Source organism: Streptomyces sp. NPDC086080, from assembly GCF_044540255.1.
Classification (GTDB): domain Bacteria; phylum Actinomycetota; class Actinomycetes; order Streptomycetales; family Streptomycetaceae; genus Streptomyces.
Window position 1 is genome coordinate 19,237 of record NZ_JBITRU010000022.1, and the last position, 18,020, is coordinate 37,256.

Annotated in this window: 7 protein-coding genes and 2 pseudogenes; 4 read left to right on the top strand and 5 right to left on the bottom strand. The window is 68.2% G+C overall.

Annotated elements, in window-relative coordinates; genetic code table 11:
• Positions 1-42: 42 nt before the first annotated feature.
• Entirely contained in the window at positions 43-582 is a 540-nt protein-coding gene (locus ACIF9R_RS24165) for a GNAT family N-acetyltransferase (protein WP_399983669.1), read from the bottom strand.
• Positions 583-853: 271 nt separating this feature from the next.
• Here ACIF9R_RS24165 and ACIF9R_RS24170 point away from each other — a divergent pair.
• The 4 genes and pseudogenes from ACIF9R_RS24170 to ACIF9R_RS24185 form a co-directional block, all read left to right on the top strand.
• Positions 854-1,084, top strand: a pseudogene (locus ACIF9R_RS24170) (transposase); the annotation flags it as partial.
• 126 nt (positions 1,085-1,210) lie between these two features.
• Positions 1,211-3,541 (top strand): ADP-ribosyltransferase domain-containing protein, encoded by a 2,331-nt coding sequence (locus ACIF9R_RS24175; RefSeq protein WP_399983949.1) that lies wholly within the window; start codon positions 1,211-1,213, stop codon positions 3,539-3,541.
• A gap of 261 nt (positions 3,542-3,802) precedes the next feature.
• On the top strand, positions 3,803-5,335 hold the full coding sequence (locus tag ACIF9R_RS24180) for an ISL3 family transposase (protein ID WP_399983671.1): 1,533 nt from the start codon (positions 3,803-3,805) through the stop codon (positions 5,333-5,335).
• Positions 5,336-5,430: 95 nt separating this feature from the next.
• Positions 5,431-5,858: pseudogene (locus ACIF9R_RS24185) on the top strand (hypothetical protein).
• On the opposite strand, the gene ACIF9R_RS24190 reads toward ACIF9R_RS24185, so the two are convergent.
• The 4 genes from ACIF9R_RS24190 to ACIF9R_RS24205 form a co-directional block, all read right to left on the bottom strand.
• Positions 5,846-5,986, bottom strand: coding sequence for a hypothetical protein (locus ACIF9R_RS24190; RefSeq protein WP_399983673.1), 141 nt, complete (start codon positions 5,984-5,986; stop codon positions 5,846-5,848). The pseudogene ACIF9R_RS24185 and the gene ACIF9R_RS24190 sit on opposite strands and share 13 nt — an antisense overlap.
• Positions 5,987-6,521: 535 nt before the next feature.
• Entirely contained in the window at positions 6,522-7,004 is a 483-nt protein-coding gene (locus ACIF9R_RS24195) for a hypothetical protein (RefSeq protein WP_399983676.1), read from the bottom strand.
• 108 nt (positions 7,005-7,112) lie between these two features.
• Positions 7,113-13,517 carry an RHS repeat-associated core domain-containing protein gene (locus ACIF9R_RS24200; protein ID WP_399983679.1) on the bottom strand — a complete coding sequence of 2,135 codons (6,405 nt, stop codon included), beginning with the start codon at positions 13,515-13,517 and terminating at the stop codon, positions 7,113-7,115.
• A 136-nt stretch (positions 13,518-13,653) separates the two neighbouring features.
• Entirely contained in the window at positions 13,654-17,946 is a 4,293-nt protein-coding gene (locus tag ACIF9R_RS24205) for a LamG-like jellyroll fold domain-containing protein (protein WP_399983952.1), read from the bottom strand.
• Between the last annotated feature and the right edge of the window lie 74 nt (positions 17,947-18,020).

Consider the following 18,020-nt stretch of genomic DNA (forward strand, 5'->3'; position numbering starts at 1 on the left):
GGGTTCGCGGAACGGAGAAAGGGCGGGATCCGCGAGTTGGCCTCAGGAGGACTGCGTGACCGGGGACCGCAGACCGAGCCACTGCTCGGCGTCCCATGCATGGAACCGCTCCACCTCGGTGAAGCCCAGCTTTGCCGCAAGGCGCATCGAGCCGACGTTGGCGGTCTGGGTGGCCAGCACCACCGGCTCACCGGGAAGGACTCCGTCGAACCAGTCGAGCGCCGCCACGCACGCCTCGGCGGCATACCCGAATCCCCACGCCCGCGGCAAGAAAAGGTAGCCGAGATCGACCTTCCCCACCGCAGCGGGGCGACGGTGCTCCGTCGCTCTCCTGAGCAGGACCTGGCCGATCACCGCTCCATCGAGTTCTACGGCGAAACTCCCCGGCCACTGCTCGGGTACCTCAGGTATCTCGCACTCAAGCTCGTCACGCGGCCGGGGGCCGCCGAGGTAGGTGTGCACCTCTGGCGACGCCAGCAGCTCGATGAACACCGCGCGGTCTCGAGCCTCGGGCTCACGGAGCACGAGCCTTTCGGTCTTGATCGGGGCAGGTGGCCATGCGATGGGGCCGAGGTCGGACATGCGGCGCAGGCTAACAGCCCGAAGGACGCTGATGGCAGCTTTCCTCTCGGTGCGGGCGATGGCTGCCTGGGCGCCAAGCTCCTGGTGAGCGTGGGTGGTTGGCAGGACCACGCGTGCGGTGGCGGCCTTCCTGCCGGGCGAGCGGCCCCGTGCGCTCCCGGCCCTGGTCGGCTGCACCATCGCCGTACGCGACCTCACCTTCACCTGCGATCTGCCCCGCCGACCGGTCAACGGCGGATTGACTTCACCAGCGCCCGGACCACCCGGCTTGGTGAATGACACGCTGCACCAGCGTCCCGCGACTCCTCGTCACGGAGGTCAGCAGACGGGCGGAAAAGGGTGGCTGGGGAAGCGGCCGTCGGCGGGTGACCGTGAGGCTCTGGCGGCGATCATCTTCGTGGCGACGTCGGGGTGCACGTGGCGGCAGCTACCGCCGGTGTTCGGCCCGGCCTGGCCCACGGTCTACCGCCGGTTCGCCCAGTGGAGCCGGGACCGGGTCTGGGCTCCGCTCCACCGCGTCATCCTCGACGAACTCGGTTGGTCACGGCCTCCTGCGACGGGACGCGTTGTCAGTGGTGAGCGATACGTTCGCGGTCTTGGAATCGCTGTTGCCCGACAGGAGTGGACGATGACCGAGAGCAGTGTGCTGCCCGCGCTCAGGGTGGTACTGACCGACGTCAACGAGCGTGTGGTGGAGGCGTGGCGCGCCGCGTTCGCCGACACCCCCGGCATCGAGATCCGCATGGGCTCGATCCTCGACGAGGACGTCGACGCCTGGGTCACCCCCACGAACTCCCGGGGCCGGATGGACGGCGGGGTCGACGCCGTCATCAAGCGGTACCTGGGGTCGGGCATCCAGGTACGCGTCCAGCGGGCGATCCGCGATCGGTTCGCCGGGGCGATGCCGGTGGGCAGCGCGGTCTGCGTCCCGTCCGGCGCTGCTGTCCCGCGGTACCTGATATCGACGCCCACGATGGTGCGGTCCTCCCAGAACGTGAGCACCACGATGAACGTGGCGCTGGCGTGCGCTGCCGCTTTCCAGGCCGTTCACCGGCAGAACCGGCAAAAGCCGGGCAGTATCCGGTCGGTGGCGCTGGTCGGGCTGGGGGCGCAGACCGGGCAGGTGCCGGCCCGGGTGTGCGCCAATCTGATGTGGACCGGCTACACGCTGTTCCACGACCACTGGTTCGAGGACGACGACGAACTGCGGTCCGCGATCATCTCTCAGCTTCACGGGATCGAGAGCGCGCCCGTCGACCAGCGGGTGCGCATCGTGCCGCCGACGCCCGTCGTGCCCGTACACGCCCCCGCCCCTGAACCCGCCTCCGCCTCCGCGCCCGCCCCCGGGCCGGGTCAGCAAACGCAGTCCCAGTCCGATGCGAACGACCCCCTCGCCCTGACCGAGCTCTTCGATGGCGGCGGGGAGGCATGGCTCCCGCTGCTGAAGCCCGTCATCGAGGCGCAGCCGGATGCCGAGCGGTTCATCGGGAAGGGCCGCAGCCACGAGGTGGTCCCGGTCCGCGAGCTGACGTTCCAGGCGCTCAAGCCGAACCCGCCGCACAAGTGGAAGGTCGTGGTCTTCGGCCAGAACCCGTACCCGCGGCCGGAGAGCGCCACCGGCATAGCCATGTTCGACAACACCTTCAGCGACTGGAAGGACAGCCAGTTCGGGCGGGTCGTCAGCATCCGGTGCCTCATCAAGGCCGCGGCGATGTGGAAGTACGGCATCGTGAAGAAGACCCCGATCGCCGACGTGCGGGCGCTGCTGAAGGAGCGGGACACGGTCCAGCCTCCGGAGTGGTTCCAGGCGATGCTGACGCAGGGTGTGCTCCTGCTGAACGCGTCGCTGACCGCGAGCGCCGACGGGGCGATGGGGACCGACCAGCACACGGCGTTCTGGCGGCCGGTCGCCGAGCGGATCGTCGAGGAGATCCTCAAGGCCAAGCAGGACGCGCCCGAGGAGGACCGCGGGGTCGTGTTCGCATGGTGGGGCGCGCACGCCCGCAGCCTGAAGCGGGTCGTCCTGCGGCTCCAGGAGAAGTACCCGGCCGTCGAGGTCCGGCATCTCGACCACGCGAACCCGGCGGCACAGGGCGACATCTTCTGTGAGGGCGACCACTTCGCCCAGGTCAACGACGCTCTGGCCGCGCTGGGGGCCGACGGCGTCGACTGGCTGCCGAGCAAGGGATGGAACGAGACGGTGGCCGGCGCGGACGGGGGTGTCGCGGCGCACATGGGCGCGTTCATCGAGTCGACCATGAACCTGCACCAGCTGTACCTGGAGCGCCTCACCAGCGTCAAGGACGAGGGCCTTGCCCTGCCCGCGATCACCGGCGTCTTCGATACGCCGCTGATGGACTTCCAGGACGCCGTGGCTCCCGTCGGCACGGCGCTGTCCGGGCTGGCCGGTCACATCACGCGCTCCCGCGACTTCGGTAAGGAGCGGGCGGACCAGGAGGCCGGCGGCGGTCTGTCCGCCGACGCGATCGCCGCCCTCTACCTCTACACCTGTGAGTCGGCCTTCTACCGCGAGATCAACAGCGTTCTGCGCTCCCCCGACCGCAGCCGGCTCACGCCCTACCTGCCGTACCTGCGCCTGCTGTTCTCGGCGGTCTCGGAACTGCCCGCCTATACGCAGCCGTTGTGGCGCGGGGTGTCGCTGGACCTGCGGGCGCAGTACCCGGTGGGCCGGACGGTGACCTGGTGGGGTGTCTCCTCGTGCACCTCGGAGCTGAAGGTGGCCCGGGCGTTCCTGGGCAGTCGCGGCAAGCGGACCCTCTTCGAGGTGACGCCGGCCCGGGCGGTCGGGATCAAGCGTTTCTCCGCCTTCACCGGCGAGGAGGAGTACATCCTCACACCAGGTACCCAGCTCAAGGTGACCGAGGTGAGGAACGAGCCCCGCGGGCTGTGCACGGTCCGGCTGAGCGAGGTCACGGACGCCACTCCCGTGGTGTCCTGAACCGCGCTCAGCCCACGGTGACCCGTCGTGGTGGTTGCCGGACGCCCGCGCCCGGCAACCATGTGGTGACGCGAAAGGCCTCGGGGCCGTGTTGTCGCTGTTCCAGCTCTGTCGGGGGCTCACCCGTCCGTAACGGCCGTCGGCGCGGCGCCGACGCAGCAGCCCGTCAGTAACCCCAACCACCCTGATTACACCGTTCGTTGGGCCCTGTCTCACATTCGGTGGTGACGGAGAGTCGTGAGGTTCGTTGCCCTTCATGTGATGGATGTCAACGAGCTTGTGCAGACGGTGTTTTCGGATCTGTCCCCGCTGGTCGTGGAGGATGTGGCCGACGAGGGTGAGCGGATCGTGGTGCGGGCCCGGACGCCGCTGGACACCGCGGTCTGCCCAGCATGCGGGGCGTCGTCGGGACGGGTGCACGGCTATCACTGGCGGACAGTGGCCGACGTTCCGGTCGACGGGCGACGGGTGGTGGTCCGTGTGCGGGTGCGGCGCCTGGTGTGTCCCACGCGAGGCTGCCGCCACACCTTCCGCGAACAGGTGCCCGGCATGCTGGAGCGATACCAGCGACGCACCGCTCGTCTGACCAGGCAGGTCAAGGCCGTGGTCAAAGAGTTAGCGGGCCGGGCGGGATCACGTTTGCTGGCGATACCCGCGGTGGGCCTGTCCCGTCACACGGCCCTGCGCACCCTGCTGCGCATCCCGTTGCCCACCGGTCGGGTGCCCCGCGTGATCGGCGTCGACGATTTCGCCCTGCGCCGGCGCCACCGCTACGCCACCGTGATCATCGACGCCGAGACCCATGAGCGGATCGACGTGCTGCCCGACCGCACGGCCGACACCCTGGAAGCGTGGCTGCGCGGGCATCCGGGCATCGAGATCGTGTGCCGCGACGGCTCAGCCACCTACGCCGAGGCCATCCGCCGTGCTCTGCCTGACGCGGTGCACGTCGGTGATCGCTGGCATTTATGGAAGAACCTGTGCGAAGCCGCCCTGAGCGAGGTGAAGGCACACAGTGCCTGCTGGGCCACCGTACTGGACGCGCCGATCTACGACGGGCCCCGCGCTCAGACCACCCTCGAACGCTGGTATCAGGTTCATGGCCTGCTCGAGAAGGGCGTGGGCCTGCTCGAATGCGCCCGCCGCCTGCAACTGGCCCTGAACACCGTCAAACGCTACGCCCGAGCCGACCGGCCCGAGCGCATGCTCCGCGTCCCCAAGTACCGTGCCAGCCTGGTCGATCCCTACCGCGAGCACCTGCGCAAACGCCGAAGTGAAGACCCCGGCGTCCCCGTCCGGCACCTCTTCGAAGAGATCAAGACCCTCGGCTTCACGGGCTGCCTGAACCTTCTGCACAAGTACATCAACCAAGGCCGCGCGGACGCCGACCGCAGCCATATCTCGCCACGCCGGCTCACCCGGATGCTGCTGACCAGACCCGACAACCTCAAGCCCGAGCAGCACGAACTCCTGGCCAAGCTCACCGCCGCCTGCCCCGAGATGACCCAACTGGCTTCAGATGTCAGAGACTTCGCCCCGCTCCTTACGCCACACGCCGACAACGCCGATGCGCTCACGCACTGGATCGCCCAAGTCCGAACAGCCGGCCTGCCCCACCTACACGCCTTCACCCGGGGTCTGGACCGGGACATCGACGCCGTGATCGCCGGGCTCACGCTTCCGTACAGCAACGGCCCCACTGAGGGCGTCAACACCAAGACCAAACGGATCGCACGCCAGATGCACGGACGAGCAGGCTTCACCCTGCTCCGGCACCGCATCCTCCTCGGATAACAGCACACTCCGTCACCACCGAATGTGAGACAGGGCCGCTCGTTTGACAGACCCGCTCCCGGCCGTTGTCCGTGTCTGCTGGCAGGATCGCGGGCATGACACCGTTGCTCCTCACCGACATTGAACGAGCCATTCGCAGCAGTTGGAGTGCCGAGACGTGCACGCCTGAGTTTCGATCGCGCTGGACCGCGGACAACCCGGCCCGGGACCAGTGCGGAGTGACCGCCATGGTGCTCAATGACCTGATGGGAGGCGAGTTGATCCGGGGGAGGTCCATGTCAAAGGAGAGCGTGTGGACTACCACTGGTGGAACCGCCTGGGTATGGGCATCGAGATCGACCTTACCCGCGAGCAGTTCGGGCCAGAGGAGATCGTCACCGGTGGCATGGTGATTCCTCGCCCTCCTGTGACTGAATGGCGCAGGCTCCGTGAGGAGTACGAGCTTCTCCGCGACCGCGTCTTGGAGAAGCTCAATCGGCAGCAGGGAACGGCCTCGCCGGCGGTGTCTCGTCAGCCGGCTTGAACCCGGCGGGTCTCGACGTCCACCAGGACAGTGCCGTAGCGGCGGCCCTCGCGGGTGGCGTACTCGTCGACACCGACCACCCGCGGCGTCGGCGCCTCCGGCTCGGGCAGCGCATCGACCAGGCGCAAGAGCCTACTCCGGCTGATGGACATGCCGAGCACGGCAGCCAAGCGGGCGCCGGCTCGACCAGCCAGGGCAAGGCCGACTGCAGTCAGGATGCACCGGAACGCCGGACACGCAGATGGAGTACGACGCTTCCAGCGGCGAACCCAGGTCGAGCAGACTCCGCAACCCGGACGGGCGGCGCTGGCCGTGCTGCACTGTGCGTCAAGGCGCACCTTCTCGATATGCACATCCACCGCCAGCACGTCCGGAGACGCGCAGCCGTCACTCACCGTGGCCACTGCACGAAAGCTGAGCCAGAGCCACGACTCGTGATGAGAGCCATCTCCGCGAGGGACAACGCAGATTCGAGGATGCTGTGCAGCAGGAGAGGAGGTATCTCCTCGGCGGGGACGTCGTTCATGGTTCTCCTGTTGCCTGTGCGGAAATCGTGGTCACTGAGGCCGGGCCCGTCGCGCGCGGTGCACAGCGGACCCCTCACCCAGTGTCAGGCGCTGCTCCACGGAGGGCAGACGACGGTCGACTTGCCGCTACTGGCTGCTACCAGTTGATTCCGCGCAGGCGGACGTCGGCGTCGTCGAGCATCTGCAGGGTACGAGCCCGTGTCCGCTCCTTCATATACGGCCAGGCGGCCTCCACCAGGCCGCTGTCGAGGAAGAGTTGATCCAGCACCTCGAAGTAGACGGCGCCGCCGACGTGCTCCGTGGAATGGTCCACGATGCGCTCGACGAAGTCCCAGCACCGGGTGAGCAGCTCCGTGTCCGGGGTGTCGCTTCTCAGCTGCGGCAGCAACACCGGCGTCGTGAAGCATTCGGCCAGCAACTCGTACAGGAACACGGCCGCGTCCTCGGTCAGGACGGCCGTCTCCGCGGGCTCGTGGAACTTCTCGGCGATGGAGTCGGCTGATTCCGGGACCATGCGCAGCAGCAGCGGAGGAACTTGCCCTTCCGGGATCTCCTCTTCCGGGATCTCCTCTTCCGGCTTCTCCTCTTCCGGGTTCTGCCCGGTGGGCATGTCGCTCATCTCTTCCTCAGTAGGTATGTGTGGGGCGTATTCAGGGGCGGGGGACCGTCGTGCGATGTGCACGACGGGTCCCCGCCCTCATCATCCGGGACAGCGTCTGTCTCGCTGTCAGGCGCAGCTCTCAGGAGGGCACGCGCCTCCGCTCGTCTGCGGCGATTCCAAGGCCTCGTGGAACCCGAACGGGTCCACGATGTCCTTGGTCATTTCCCACGCGCCTTCCTTCAAACCGTATTCGCGCACGTAGGAAGGTGCCTGAGCGGCCATCGCGACACCGCCGACGACACCGAGGGATCTGGAGAAACCGCGTAGCCGGGTCGGCTGGCCGACCGGCTGGGGACCCTTGTGCTGGGTCGGTTTGAACTCCGTACCAGTGAGGTCCTTCACCGCGGGCGTCTTCGCCACGGCCGCGAAGTTCTTCGTGATGGACTTCTTCATCCCGGCGTTGCTGTCCATGATCTTCTTGATGTTGCCGGTGACATCACGCGAGTTGAGTGCGTCCCAGAGTTCCTTCGCCTCAGCCTTGGCGACCTTGAGGTCGCTGTCGGACAGACGGTTCTCGAGACCCTTGCCTTCCTCTCTGGCCTTGCGATCCTTGTCCAGCACGCTCGATAGGGCCTTCATCGTGGACCAGCCCTTCTCGATGTGCAGCTGCCTCTTACCCGGTAGCTGCTCCCCCGTGTTGAACTCGTGAATGATGGCTGTCGACAATTTGCCGTTACCGAAGACGGCCCCGCGTTCCTTCTTGGGGTAGATCTGGGCGAGCGCTCCCCGCAGGCCACCGTTGTGCACGGCCGGCGCCTTCGCGCGGCGTTGCATGAAGCCCGGGTTCTTGTTCGGAGCCTTGTTGAAGACGTAATTGATCGCCTTCTTCACCAGTTTGAACAACTCCAGGAAGCCGAAGAACTTCCCGTCCGGGTCTGCGTACACCAGCGGATTGTTGTTGCCGTAGGTGTAGCCGTGTAGCTGCTGCGGGTCGGACAGGTCCATCACCGGGTCGACGGAGAGGAAACGGCCGGTCCGTGGGTCGTACTCGCGGGCGCCCAGGTGGGTGAAACCGGTGTCCTTGGTTTCGTCGATGCCGCCGATGAATCCCTTGGTTCCCGGCCATGTGGCCGGGGACTTGCCGCGCGTCTCGCCGAAGGGCGTGACGCGGCGCTGGGTGAGGGCCAGGTCGGTGGCGGCGACAGCCAGCAGGCCGGTGCCGTGGTGGTCTGCGAGGGTGAAGGAGAAGCTGCCGTCGTCGGCGCGGACGGCCTGGTGACCGTTGCCGAGGTCGATGTAGCGGGTTGCCTTCGGTTTGGTCGCGCCCTTGTCGAGAGTGACGTCGGTGTGACCGAGGTGGAGGGTGGTCCGGTCGCCGGTACGGTCGATCAGCCGGTTGCCGTTGGCGTCGTACAGGTACTCAGTGACCTTGTCCGCCTTGGCGTCGACGGGTTCGGTGACCTTGGCCAGGTGCCCTTCGGCATCCCAGTCCAACCGTTGTTCGCCGCGCTCGGTGGTGTTGCCGGTCGGGTCGTAGGCGTAGGCGGTGCGACTGGTGCCGTCCGGCCCCTGGGTGGTGAGCGAGGTCAGTTGGTGGGCCTTGGGTGTGCCCGGGTCCGGGTAGGCGTAGGTGCGCTTGACGTCCTTGGCGGTGTCCCCTCCCGGGTCGTGCCGGACGTCGGTCAGCCGGTTGCCGGCCTTGTCGTAGGTGAACGACTGCCAGTACGGGGCCGGGCCGCCGAGTTCGGCGGCGGACGGGGTGGGGGCACAGGTCGGGTCGCCCTGCGTCCATGCCTCGGTCAGCCGGCGCAGGTGGTCATACGCGAAGCACTGGTTGTCGGTGCCGGTGCGGGAGACGTCCGCGAGGGAGAGGATGTTGCCGGCCTCGTCGTAGCGGAAGGTGACATGCTGGTCGACGCCCGGCTGGTCCTCACGGTCGACGCGGGTGGTCGCCAGGCGCTGGGTACCGTGCTCGTAGGTGTTGGTGACCTGTGTCTTCTTTCCGCCACCGGTCAGTCCGAAGGTGTACACCTGTGGCTTGCCGGTGTGGCTGTAGGTGGCGGTCGAGCTCATGCCCTGACCGAAGACGGAGGTCGGACGCAGCGTCTGGTCCTCGTAGGTGTAGTTGATCGAACCGCCAGGCAGCGATCCGGCTGCGGAGTAGCTGAGCGCAGCGACCTTGCCGGAGGGCTTGTAGGCGGTGCCGGACTGGTACGTGCCGGCCAGCGCTCCCTCCGAGACAGGGATCACGGTCGTCGTCTTGACGGGCCGGTACAACTTGTCGTAAGCGGTCACCGCGGTGGTGTACGCCTGGCCGCTCTCGTAGCGGATCGACTCGGCAAGCTGGCCCTTGGCACCCGGGACGGTGTCGTACGTCCACTTGACGCGGAGCTTGCCGGCGGCGGAACCCTCGCGCAGCTCGGTCTTGCGGCCGAGTCCGTCATAGGTGTTGAACAGGGTGGTGCCGCGCTGGTCGGTGCTCGAGACCACCTGACCGTGGTCGTCGTACTTGGTGTCGGTGCGGCCCCGGTCCGGGTCGGTGAAGGACGTCTGGTGGCCGAGCTGGTCGTATGTGTAACTCCAGCTGTTGCCGGACGGGTCGGTGACCTTCCGCAGATCCCCTGCGGGAGTGTGCTGGTAAGTGGTGGTGTCGTAGGCGGACTCGGGGGCGCGGGTGTGGTGCTGACGCAGTTCGGTGACGTTGCCGCGCGCGTCGACCAGGGAGGTGACGGTGGTGTCGCCCACCGGCGGGATCACAGTGGTGCGATCACCGCCGTAGACCACCTTCTTCGTGGACAGAACGGTGCCGCCGTCGCCGTTGCCGGCGATCCGACGTTCCTCGACCTGACGGCCCAGGCCGTCGTAGAGGGTGCGGGTCTGTGTCTCCACGGCCAGCGCGTCGTCGGGCTTGAACAGTTCGGTGACGGGTTTGCCCGTGGCGTAGTAGGGGGCGAACGTCTTTGTGATCAGTCCCCGTTCGTCGTAGAAGTTGTCGGAGATGACCCGGCCACCGTCCGGACCGGGCTCCTGGGACTGCCGCTCGCGGAGGAAGCCGTCGTAGATCTTGTACGACGTGATCTGGCCACCCTCGTTGTCGAGCAGTTTGGTGGCGACAGCGACCGGTTTGCCTTCGGTGACCGAGTAGGCCCACTCGTACGTCGGGACGCTGCTCGTGCGGCGGTCGGCGAGCCACACCTTGGTGGAACGGCCGAGCGCGTCGTATGCGTAGTGGGTGACGTTGCCGTTGGTGTCGGTCTGCTTGAGGAGCAGTCCGCGCAGGGGGTCGAGGTCCTTGGTGGTGGTCTGGGCGGTCGTGAGGTCACCCGGGTCGGCCGGCGGTGTCGTGGTCCTGGTCCGGGTGGTCAGTCCGGTGGCCGGGACGTACGTCGTCGTGGTGGTCCGGCCGTTGGCGCGCGCCTTGCGCACCGGGGCGGCATCGCCGGTGACTTCCACGTCGGCGGTCAGGTCGGTGACCGTCAGTTCGCGTCCGTAGTCGTCGTAGGTGGCGCCGGCCTCCAGGTAGGTGGCCTTGGTGCCGTCGTGGCTCTTGAGTGGTGCGGTGGCCGTGGTGTCGCCCTTGGTCGGCGCCGCGTCGTAGGCGCCACCGTCGTAGGCGGTGCGGACGTCTTCGATGACGTCCTCGGTCCGGTCGACCGGAGCGTCACATCCCACAGCGACGGTTTCCACACGTGAGGGCAGAACGAGCAGGTTCTTCTCGGTGTTGGTGGCATACGTGGTGCGGGTGCACTGGTCGTCGGCCGTCGTCGAGGTGTCCCCGCGGTCGTCCTCCCGGACCACCCGCCCGGCGACCGTGTCGTAGGTCGTGGTGCTCAGGACCGTACGCCACTTGGCCCCTGCGCCGTTGTCCAGCGAGGTCCAGCCCCGGCTGGTGGAGGCGCCGGTGAAGTGGGCAGTGAGCGTGCCCCAGTCACGCACCTTCTTGGCGGTCTCGTGCTGCCAGGGCCGGCTGACGGTCTTGCTCAGGACCTTTCCGCCGGGACGGTCGAAGACCAGGGTCCGGTACTGGAATCCCGCGGCCGACGCGTGGTCCGTGATCGGATCCCCCTCCCCCGCTCCGAGGGACACCGTGACGGATTTCGTACCGCCCGTGGGCTCCTTGCGGTCGCCGTCCATTCCCCGGAGGAAGAAGTGGTCCTGCTGCGACTTCATGGCGGCTGCCCCGCCCTGACCGCCCTGCTTGACCCGGACGTGTGCGTAACCGCGCCACTGCGACCAGGTCCTCTCCTTCTCCTTGGTGAGACCGTCGTCGTCGAAGTGCCAGGCGGCACCGTCGAGGTACTCGTAGGCGGTCACCTGGTCCGGAGACCCGCCGGTGCGGTCGGTCCTGGTCACGGATGTGACGACGTACTTGTTGAACCACTCCAGGTCCCGGCCGTCGTCGCTGTCACCACCTATGTACTGCGGGAAGCAGCGGGTCGAGTTGCTCTGCGGGACGGGCAGGGCGTCGGCGTCGCACGCCGGCGCGGAGTAGGCGACGTCGATCTGGCCGCCCGACTCGTCGGCAACCGATGACAACCGTGCCTTGATGAACGGAGCGTAGCCGTCACCGACCTTGTCCAGCCGGTTGGCCAGCTGTGTGTAGGCGAAGGTGGTTTTGGGCAGCGTGATGGGCGCGCTTCCGGTGTGGCCGGTGTGCTGCACGCTGTCGAGGAGCAGCTGATAGTCCGTGTCGGCCATGCCCCAGCGCTGAGCGAGCTTCCAGGAGTCGACCTTGCCGTAGGTGCCGTCGGACTTCAGAAGCCGGGTGGTGACCTCGGTCAACCGTTTGCGGGTCCAGAACGACGGTGAGAAGCGCCCCTTGTCGCACTTGGCACCGGCCTTGCAGTTCAGGTCCCACGGCGTGTCGTACCAGTAGGCCGACTTGTCGTCGATGGTGTCCGCGGCGCAGGTGACGCCGCTTTGCGGCAGGCACCGCTCGTCGGTGTCGAAGACGACCTGGGCCAAGGGCTTGTCGGCATACATGCGGGACGAGCGCAGGCCGTAGTCGATGCGCCGCAGGTAGCCGCCGCGGGTGTAGGGGGTGTCGTCATCGGCCTTGAGGTTGCGGCCGTAGGAGTTGGTTTCCTTGCCGTAGTGGTAGCTCATCGCGTTGCCGTGGGTGTCCACGACGTAGTCGAGATTCCACCGCCAAGCCTGCTGACACCATGATCCGGCGAAGGTGGACGCGTGGCAGGGCTCGCCCTTGTCGTTGCCGAAAACCGGGACCGTCCAGGTGGAGTCGGTGGTCTCCTTGCCGTCGGTCCAGCCGGGCAGGCGGTGTTGGCCGAAGTAGTAGCGGGTGCCGTCGGGCGTGGTCAGCCGCCAGTATTCGCCGTCGTTGTCGCCGTTGCCGCGGTCGGCGCCGGTCAGTCGCGTGATACGGGTTCCGTCGTCCCGCTGGAGCTTGAACTCGTCGCCGCCCGCGGGAACGAGTTCACCCCCCTTGCCGTTGAACGAGAGGAAGGCGTTGTCGTACGACCAGCACAGGTCTCCCGGTTTGCCGCCGTCGGCGTTCTTCTCACCCTCCTCCCAACAGGACTTGTAGCGACGCTCGATGAAACCCGAGGAGAGGTCGAAGCCGTCGCCCGCCCAGGAGGCCTGGTTGTTGGTGGTGCCGGTACGGCCGTCGATCGTCCCCGAGGCGTAGTCCAGACCCACCTCCGGCACGAGGTCACCGGGTACGTCGGGCACCGGCATGTCGTACGACCATGTGAAGTCGCCGGTGTTGAGGTTGGTGTCCCATGTCGCCGACGGGGCGAGGGACGTCGCCTTGTAGTCGCCCTTCTCACCGCCGGTTTCGGGTACCGCGGCCAGGACCGTCAGGCCGGAGGCGGACAGGTTCACCGCTTTCGCGGTCAAGGTCCGCCGGTCGGTGTCGTTGCGCACGGCGACCGGCGTGCCCGTGCGGCACGCGTCCTTGGTGGGGGTGGACAGGACACACGCGGGCAGTTCGACGAGGTGCAGCCGGGAGGCGTAACCGCCGCCGTAGGTCTGGGCGAAGTCCGCGTAGTCGACCGTGACGGCGACCTCCCCGGCCTCGGGTGGTCCGGCGTCGGGAGCGGTCGCCTTGCCGGCGGTCTCCGGGCGCTGTTGCGTCTCCAGGGTGAACAGCAGACCGTCGACCCCGGCGCGGGCCGCCTGGCCGCGATCCCGGAGGCTGACCTGAACGGCCGGACCGGCGGCGTCCTCGGCCTCCTCGGGCGCGGCGATGCTCAGGGGAAGGTCACCGGCTCGTCGCTTGCCGCGCTTCGGCACCTCGACGGTGGCGGTACCTGTCTTCGGCCAGGCACGCCTGGGCGCCTTTGCGGGCGTGCCCGCGTCCTCGCTGCGGGTGCGGGGCTTGACCTTGGTGACACCGGCTCCGGGAACCGGCTCGTCGGCCTTCGGTACACCGGGCAGAGGATGGTTGTCGGCGGCCGCCGCGGGCGTGGCCGCACCCTGGATCAGACCGCCGACCATGAGCACGGCCGCGACCAGGGATATGGAACCGTGCAGGGCACGGCGAGAACAAAGCAGGTGTTTACGTCTCATACCTATGTCGTCCATGGCTGAGTGGCGGCACCGGGAGGGCCGCGCGGGCAGGCCGGTACCGCTGTGGATGGGACTGAGTGGGAGGTGCCGGCGGGTGACGCGCGCAGCAGTCCGCGCGCACCACCCGCCGTCGGCGTCAGCTGCCGGCCGGTACCTCGGTGGGCACGTCGAACCAGGAACCGGCGAGTTCTGCTATCTGGCTGTCGTTGAGCGCGCCCTGGAAGGCCCAGACGTCGTCGACCAGGCCGGGGAAGTACTCGCCCCAGGCCCCGTCCGTCTTGGCACGGCCGATCTGGAGGGACTTGCCCGCCTTGAAGGTCAGGGTGTTCTCCGCCCAGGAGACCTGGTCCGCGCATGCGCTCTCGTCGGGCTGTCCCTCGCCGTCGGCGTCACCGCAGGAGATCACCTGGAGGACGCCGTTGACGTACAGGCGGGCCTGCTTGGCGAAGCCGTCGTAGGTGACCGCGAGGTGGTTCCATTCCCGCGCGTCGAAGAACTCGCTGTTCGCCACGCGTACGACGGTCGCGTCCGTGCCGTCCTTGTCCGGCAGGGCCAGCTCCCAGCGGCCAGGCGCCTCCGGGTCCGCGGAGTCCGGCACGAAGCGCACGGAGAAGGCGCTCTGTGTGGATCCTTCGGCGCTGAGCAGTGACACGCCGCTCTCGGGCAGCGCGGCCGCCTGCGCCCAGGCGGTGACGGTGTAGCTGGCGCTGGTGTCGAGCGGAACGGACGTGGTGGAGGCGTAGCCCTTCACTCCGTCCAGTTCGAGGCCGCCGAGGTCGATGAAGGCGGTGTCCGACTTCTTCGCTCCGCCGTTCAGCGTGAGCGCGCTGCCGCCGGCCACCGCGTTCGGGGTGGTGACGGGGCTGGTCACGCCGGCGGTCTCAAAGGTCCAGCGGCTTGTGACCAGGGGCCGCTTCTGGAAGATCTGGCGCACCTCGTCGTCGGCGACGGGCCGGTCGAAGAGGCGTACGTCGTCGATGCTCCCGGAGAAGTGGTCGGCCTGGATTCCCTTCCAGATGGTGCGGCCGACCTGCACGGGTCCCTGTGCCTCCCATGTCCTGGGGGCGTCGTCGGTTCCCTGGAGCCGTCCGTTGACGTACAGGCGGATCTGCTGGGCGGTGGCGTCGTGGACGGCCACGAGGTGGGTCCATTCACCGGGCCGTGCGGGCTGGGTCGCTCGCACCACCTGGTCCCGGATGTTGCCCTCCTCGACGTCCTCCAGGGACGTGCGCAGGCTCCAGGTGTCGGCCCCCGCCTCGTAGGACAGATAGAACGGGCTGTAGTAGGTGCCGCTCTGGCTGAGCACCGTGCGGTTGCCGCTCGTGCCCCCCTCAGGCAGTTTCGCCCATGCCGACAGGGTGTAGGAGGCGGCGGTGTTCAGCACCGGGCGTTCGGTGGCGGCGTAGTCGTCCTTGCCGTCCAGCGTCAGGGCATTGCCCGCGACTCCGCTCGTGCCGCCGGCCACGCCGCCGTGCAGCGTGAGCTGCTGTTCGACGGCCCTGCCGGAGACCTCGGTGGCGGTGGCGTCCTCGTCCAGCGGGAAAACCGCCCGGGCCGGCCGGCCGCTGGTGAGGTCCTGGCCCTGCTGAAGCGCTGCCGCCTCGGCCGCGCCGACGGCGCGGTCGAAGATCCGCACGTCGTCGACCGTGCCGGGGAAGAAGGACTTGCGGGTGCCGCTGTAGATGCCGGCGCCCAGCTGAAGGCCCCGCCGGGCCTCCCATGCGGTGGAGTAGGCGGTGGACCCGGCGAGTTTGCCGTCCACGTACAGCCGCAGCTGCTTCGCCTTGCCGTCGTACGTGCCGACCAGGTGGGTCCACTCGCCGGCTTTCGCGTCGCCCGGCGTGGTGGCCATGGCACGGGCGATGGAGGCACCGGCCGTGTCGGACGTGTACTGGTTGAACACCCACCGGTTGTACTCGTGGGAGTAGTAGAGCTCGAAACCCGGGGAGTGATTGCCCGGTTGGGCCGCGATGATCGCCGCGTTCTGCGGCATCCGGTCGAGACGGGCCCAGGCCGAGACGGCGAAACTGTCGGAGGTGTCGACGACGGTGAGGTCGGAGTCGGCGTATCCGGACGTGCCGTCGAAGTGCAGCGCGGTGCCCTTCTTGCCTTCGGCGCCGAGGGTGGCCCCGTCGTGCGTCCGCACGGTCCGCGGAGTCGTCGTACCGGCGGCGGTGGTGGTGCCCGCGGCCTCGTCGAACTGCCAGGTCGACCGCTCCGGCTGCCCGGCCTTGACACGGAACTGGTAGGTGCGGACCTCGGAGCCGTTGCCGGCCTGGTCGAATGCCTGCGCGGTGACGAAGTTCAGGCCCGGCATCGCGGGCAGCAGACGTACGGACTTGGCGGCGCCGCCACTGGTGGTGATCTTCCGGGACGCCGAGGGGTCGGTGTTGAACCCGTAGTGGTAGCGGACCACGTCCGTCGACGACGAGTCGATGGAGAACGCGCCGTACTGGCCGACTCCGTCGTACCAGGGGTCGTCCGGGTTCTCCGGATCGGAGGCCGGGTACTGCCCCGAAGAGATCGCCGGGGCCTTGGGCACGCTGGTGTCGTAGACGAAGTAGCAGGCCGTCGCGTCACCCGCGTACGACCATGGCGAGTACTGCGCCCCGTCGTAGGACCGGACGTACCAGTTGACCTGCTTGTTCACCGGAATCGACGACGGCAGACCGATGGAGAAGCTGGAACCCGACTTCTTGTACGACGTCCTGGCCGGGCTCCAACGGGGAACCAGCCCCTTGCCGTCACCGGTGTCCCACTTCGCCTGGAACTGGACGGCGATGTTGTCGCCGTCGGGGTCGGTGATGTTGTTGGCGTAGATCTTGCCGAGCGTGCGCACCCGGGGCGCGCTGCCGGGGGTCTTGCAGGTGCCGCCGTACTCCATGGCGAGCTGTGACATCTTCACCTGGGTCGGGGCGCGGTTGTACTTCACCCGCAGGAACGCCTTGTCCGAGAACCGCTTCCAGCCGTACCGGTCGCCCTCGCTGCTGGCGCGCATCCCGAACGTCATCGTCGACCACTTGGCGTTGGCGGCCTCCTGGAGCGCCGACTTCACGTCGAACTCAGCGTCCTTCGCGGCGCAGCCCGAGTAGCCGTGGGCGAACGAATCCGTTGCCAGCTTCTTGATCCAGAATCCGGAGGCGTTCTGCGAGTTCCAGGTCGTCGACGACGAGATGCCCTTGGTGCGCCACAGCTGCACCTCCCGCTTCGCGCACGATGCCGAGTGCACGTTACGGACCACGAACTCCGCCGACAGGATCGTTTTTCCTGCGAACTTCGAGGTGGGGACACGGTAGAAGAGCCGCTTGGTGTCATGGGGTGCGCAGTAGTCCCAGCCGCAGTAGCCGAGACCGGCGTCCGGCTTGCCGTTGAACTTCCACTGCGGGGACGACGCCCAGTACTTCGATGCCATGGTCCACGCCGAAGCACGCGGCGAGTACCACTGCGGGTCGATGAAGACCGGGTACGCGGTGTCCTTGCCCTTCAGCACACTCTGGTCCGGTCTGAGGACCAGCTCGCGTCCGCCCGCGGGGATGTCCACGGCGACGGGGGCGAGCTTGGCGGACTCCGTGGGGCCGGGCTCGCCGGCGGCCTCCTGGACGGGCTCGGCCGAGAGGGCTGCGGGGCGGATCCTGGCGGAACTGAGGGCGGTGGCCTGTTCGGCTTCGCCGCCGTTGTCCTCGCCGCCGGTACCCGTGCCTGTGCCGGTACCTGAGTCCCACATCAGCGGCTTCGGAGCCTCGAACACCGCGGTGCCGGCGCCCGCGTCGAGCGCCGCCAGGCCGCCACCCTCGGTCTCCCTCACCTCCATGCCGTCGGCGGCCAACCGCAACCGCAATTCGGCGAGTTCGGGGCTCGCGGCGGCCTCGGCCGACTTGACGACGAGCAACTGGGTGAACCCGTCCTCCTGCGCACCCATGCGCAGGTCCACATCCGGCAGCACGTTCCGGTACGTCGCCGTGGCGCCGTCCAGGTCGGGTGCCGGCAGGCTGCCGGGCCAGGTCAGAGCCAGCTCACGGCCCGCCCTGTTCATCCGTACGAGTGGTACGTCGTCCCCGCCGCCGGAGAACGCCAGACCGACGGCGGTCACCTTCGGCGCGACGGTCCCCTCATCGCTCCGCGCGAGGTCGGTGTCGATGTCCTTCCACTCGCCGCCGATCCGGACCCGGACGGGACGCAGATACTCCCGCGCCTCCAGATCTCCCTCGGGCGTCACGAAGACGTCGTGGCTTTCACCACGCATCGAGGTGACCTCGACACTGCGCCCGGTCTTCTTGGCCTGCGCACGGGCTTCTTCCTCGGCGGGTGAGGCTTCCCCCGCGCCCGCCGGAGCATCCTGTGCCTTCTGTGTGCTCGGTGCGCCCTGGGGGTGCGGTCCCACCCCGATGGACGCTGCCGCGGAGCCGGGCAGCAGCCCTACCGCGAGCATGGAACTCAAAGCGATCGCAAGGGTCCCCCCGACGCCGCGCGTACGGGCACGGGTCCTCATCTTTACATCCCCCT

Coding starts and splice junctions, on each gene's coding strand:
- ACIF9R_RS24200 (WP_399983679.1), bottom strand. CDS start 13,517: ATGAGACGTAAACACCTGCTTTGTTCTCGCCGTGCCCTGCACGGTTCC.
- ACIF9R_RS24195 (WP_399983676.1), bottom strand. CDS start 7,004: ATGAGCGACATGCCCACCGGGCAGAACCCGGAAGAGGAGAAGCCGGAA.
- ACIF9R_RS24205 (WP_399983952.1), bottom strand. CDS start 17,946: ATGCTCGCGGTAGGGCTGCTGCCCGGCTCCGCGGCAGCGTCCATCGGG.
- ACIF9R_RS24175 (WP_399983949.1), top strand. CDS start 1,211: ATGACCGAGAGCAGTGTGCTGCCCGCGCTCAGGGTGGTACTGACCGAC.
- ACIF9R_RS24180 (WP_399983671.1), top strand. CDS start 3,803: ATGGATGTCAACGAGCTTGTGCAGACGGTGTTTTCGGATCTGTCCCCG.
- ACIF9R_RS24165 (WP_399983669.1), bottom strand. CDS start 582: ATGTCCGACCTCGGCCCCATCGCATGGCCACCTGCCCCGATCAAGACC.